We start from the raw sequence: 3,966 nt of genomic DNA, 5'->3' as shown, positions 1-3,966 counted from the left end.
ATCTGAAAGCACGTAAATCCGAATAAAAGTAACTGGTTGTGCTCGTCTCCATCTAAATCAAGCTTGTCTTCAGACATATCGAGATTGTGTGAAATGCTCATCAAAGACAACACATTAATTAATCGCTTAATACTTCTGGGGTTGGTGCCTATACTGGTAATAAGTAGATTCGCGCATGTCATTAATCCTTCATCCGACATACCATTTCCGTAGTTTGAACGTTCTAATAGGCGAGTGAGGTACGTTTTGATGTGTGCACCGTATGTCACAGTTGGCATTTGAAAAGGAAGTTGAATAATCTTATCAAAAAAACTTCGCCCTTCGGCATCTACTTCATCGGTGCCAAATTTAGCACTTACGCCCTTTTTAACTACACTTATATCAAGTGCCAACACGAACACACATTTGGGAATATCGACAAATAACTTAAGTGTTTCAAGTAACTCAATAGCACTTTCAGGGCGAATACGATCTAAATCATCAATAAAGATAACGATGCGGTTAAGCCCTTCATCCACGCATATTTTCTCAACATACATCGTCAAGTCACGCTTTAGGTTCGATAGTGCATCAGACAATGCCAAGGTACTGGTATTTCCCACACCACCTTGTTTCCGTGCTTCGTCGTAAACCTCCGTAGCAATACCACCAGTTGCGGCATAGGCAACTCCGCGACCTGCGGCAAATAGAAAGGGCTTAAGGGTATTTAATGAGCCTTGAACCTTCTTCAGCATGTCAGAACTTTTTTCATCCAGCCGCTGTTTAAGCTGTCGCGTTAAGCTTTCCAAGAAGATGAGCGGCAACAATGAACTATTCGACGAGAATTGCGAATACTGCCATGTATTGAACCAGAATGAGCCGACCTTCACTGTTTCGTCAGTGGAAAGCGTCGATTCAATTAAACGCATCATACTTGTTTTACCTGTACCCCAGTCGCCTTGAATAGCGATTGTCATGGGCGTACCGCATTGCACGATGAACTGGCTGAGTGCTAGCGCATAGCGTGTGAGACCTAACATTTCATCCTTAAAGTCACTGCCTTCACCTAGCGGGATATCTTGTACAGCGTGGGGGATAGTGTGCATGAGCATCGTCCTCTGATGAACCGAGAATGTTGCGTTCGAGCGCAATTCTTGCGTCAAACAATTCACACACAAACTTAACACAATATCTGAAAATCAGATATCTAAAATTCAGATATAGAGTGACTGTCCGCCACTTAATGAGACGCGGATATGTCAAAAACACTGTATACACGCGAACACGATATTTTGTTGAAAGTTATCAGAGCGACCAGAGCAAAATCAGGGCTTACACAAGCTCAATGTTCGGCTGCGCTTGGTCGCCCACAATCCTTCATAAGCGATGTCGAGCGCGGAGTAAGAAGACTAGATATTATTCAGCTAAGAGAACTGTGTCATGTCCTCAATGTTTCACTGCCGACTTTCGTAAAACTTTTAGAAGAAGAAATACGGAGAGGCTAGCTTGACCATGCTTTGTTATATAAAAAGCAAACTGCTGTGTTGAAGCAATTCGCAATAGCAACTTTTAAGAGTTGTTAACACTGACCTATTTTTGGTTGTTATCGCTACGAGTGTTTTATTGTCTGGGGATATTAAAAGCAACTAATTTGGTCTGATACCATAGTTAGAGTCGCGGGTTTGGTCAACGCATCGGATTCAAAATCCCCCTCAAGGTGTGCCGGTTCAAGTCCGGCCTCTGGTACCATCCATTTATCCTTTACACACAATAAGCCGACCTTCGAGTTAATGCCGATCAGTTAAGAATTTAATGATCGGTTGACCGATCTTTTCAAGGCTTCAAAATCCGGTATCAGGTAACTGATATCGGATTTTTTTATGGACGTTTCTCAAGCTTTAGACATCATCAATACTGTTAAGCAGCCACAAGCTAAAGCGCTGTCTGACCTCATTCCATTAGACTTGATTGAACAAGCTTATCAGATGTCTGATACAGTTACCTTGCGCAAACGTAAGTTGTCGCTTGAATCACTGGTATGGCTACTTGTAGGCATGGCGCTGTACAATGACAAGTCGATATCTGATGTTGTAAACCAGCTCGATATTGTTGATCGCGAGGGTAAGCCTTTTGTGGCGAAAAGTGCGTTAACGCAGCGTCGTAAAACCTTGGGGGAAAGTGGTGCAAAGGCGGTGTATCAGCACATGACGGCGCACTGGCTCAGGCAGGCAAACTTACCTCAGTGGAATGGGCTGACGCTGTTAGGCGTTGATGGTGTCGTCTGGCGTACCGAAGATACGCCGGAAAATGCCGACGCGTTTTCACGCCAAAAGGATTCTCTTTACCCGCAAGTAAGAAAAATGCCGCTCACCTTAAGTGAACGGCATTACCCCTTGCAATCGCTCTAATTCCTTCACTGCTCGCGTCACTGCCTGAGGAGAAATTCCCAGACGGTTAGCCGCTTCTTTAAAGCTGCTAGACTCAGCAGCAGTACAAAATATCCGGAGCATTTCCAATCTGTTAAGCATCACAGTCACATTCTGGTTTGATATGAATACGCTAATATTATTCCAAATTATGGAATTGTGAAATTAAAACGTTTCCATTTATTGGTTTTTAAAAGTAAGGGATAATTTGCACATTATTTAGACAGAGTCATTCATTCAACTGAAGTGAGGATATTAACTATGAGTAGTGTTTTAGCAAACAACATCAGTGGTAAGGTCGTTGTCATCACTGGTGGTAGCAGCGGTTTGGGCGAGACCACGGCAAGACATCTAGCCAGTCTTGGCGCATCTGTTGTTTTAGGTGCCCGACGCATCGACAAGCTTGAAGCTATTGCTGCTGACATACGCACAGCGGGCGGAAAAGTTGCGGTTCAAGCGACAGATGTGACTTGCCAGGACGAAGTGAAGGCCCTTGTAAATCTTGCACAAGAGCGCTTCGGTAAAGTTGATGTGGTTATCAATAATGCAGGGTTAATGGCGATTGCACCGTTAGCTGAGACTCGAGTTGACGAGTGGGATCGCATGATTGACATCAACGTTAAAGGTCTACTGTATGGAGTAGCCGCAGCGCTTCCGATTTTTCAGGCTCAGGGAACAGGCCACTTTATCAATATTTCGTCCGTAGCGGGTGTCAAAGTATTCAGTCCCGGCGGCACGGTTTATAGCGGAACCAAATTTGCTGTTCGCGCTATTGCCGAAGGCTTACGTCATGAAGTTGGGGGTAAAATTCGTTCAACAATCATTTCACCAGGTGCAGTCGAATCTGAATTAAAACATGGAAGTTCAGATACTCAGGGTGCAGCCTTTGTAAAAGATTTTTATCAGCAAAATGAAATTCCATCTGAATCTGTTGCTCGTGCTATCGCATACGCAATTGAGCAGCCTGCGGATGTGGATATCAACGAGATTGTTCTGCGCCCAACTGTTCAAGAATTTTAATTCGTTTAATAAAAGATCTATTAACCAGCGGGTGATTTAACCACCCGCTGAATATTCAGTATGTGAGGTTATTGATGACAGCGTTAAACAGACAAATGCGTGCTTTGGTATTAGATAGCTATGAAGAGGGTACAGTATTCCGGGATGCCCTGATTAACTTACCCTCTCCATCAGCAGGTCAGGTGCAAGTAAAAATATTTGCAAGTGGAGTCAATCCTATTGATTACAAGATCCGCCAAGGTATCGCTCCTTATGCCATGCCGGAATTACCCGCAGTACTTGGCACCGATTTAGCTGGAGAAATTGTTGCTATCGGCGACGGCGTCACCGACTTTGCAGTAGGCGATGCCGTTTATGGTCTGACTGGCGGGGTGCGAGGATTGCAAGGATCATTGGCTGAATATGCCAACGTAGATGCTGAATTACTTGCTCTCAAACCGAAAAATTTGTCCATGCGTGAAGCTGCGGCTTTACCTCTGGTTGCACTTACCGCTTGGGAAGGTTTGGTTGACAAGGCGAATGTTAAAGCGGACCAGAAAGT

At 44.3% G+C, this 3,966-nt stretch carries 4 protein-coding genes and 2 pseudogenes; 4 read left to right on the top strand and 2 right to left on the bottom strand.

Translation table 11 applies throughout. The annotated features are described in order from the left end of the window. Positions 1-1,085: P-loop NTPase fold protein (locus BIZ39_RS20615; RefSeq protein ID WP_187447932.1), on the bottom strand; the 1,085-nt coding region annotated here is incomplete at its 3' end. A 150-nt stretch (positions 1,086-1,235) separates the two neighbouring features. Here BIZ39_RS20615 and BIZ39_RS22685 point away from each other — a divergent pair. Both BIZ39_RS22685 and BIZ39_RS20605 read left to right on the top strand, forming a co-directional pair. Then, a complete protein-coding gene (locus tag BIZ39_RS22685) occupies positions 1,236-1,484 on the top strand; it encodes a multiprotein-bridging factor 1 family protein (protein WP_187447931.1) in 249 nt (82 codons plus the stop codon). A 375-nt stretch (positions 1,485-1,859) separates the two neighbouring features. After that, positions 1,860-2,336: pseudogene (locus BIZ39_RS20605) on the top strand (transposase domain-containing protein); the annotation flags it as partial. A gap of 21 nt (positions 2,337-2,357) precedes the next feature. On the opposite strand, the pseudogene BIZ39_RS20600 reads toward BIZ39_RS20605, so the two are convergent. Beyond that, a pseudogene (locus BIZ39_RS20600) lies at positions 2,358-2,507 on the bottom strand (LysR family transcriptional regulator); the annotation flags it as partial. A gap of 159 nt (positions 2,508-2,666) precedes the next feature. Between BIZ39_RS20600 and BIZ39_RS20595 the strand changes: the two are divergent. After that, the gene (locus BIZ39_RS20595; protein ID WP_187447929.1) at positions 2,667-3,425 is read left to right on the top strand and encodes an SDR family oxidoreductase; all 759 of its coding nucleotides are present in this window, start codon (positions 2,667-2,669) and stop codon (positions 3,423-3,425) included. 74 nt (positions 3,426-3,499) lie between these two features. Then, a partial coding sequence (locus tag BIZ39_RS20590) for an alcohol dehydrogenase catalytic domain-containing protein (protein WP_187447933.1) occupies positions 3,500-3,966 on the top strand: 467 nt, incomplete at its 3' end.

Source organism: Alteromonas sp. BZK5, from assembly GCF_014349115.1.
GTDB lineage: Bacteria > Pseudomonadota > Gammaproteobacteria > Enterobacterales > Alteromonadaceae > Alteromonas > Alteromonas macleodii.
Note: the sequence above shows the minus strand (reverse complement) of the source record. Positions and strands in the feature narration are given on the sequence as shown.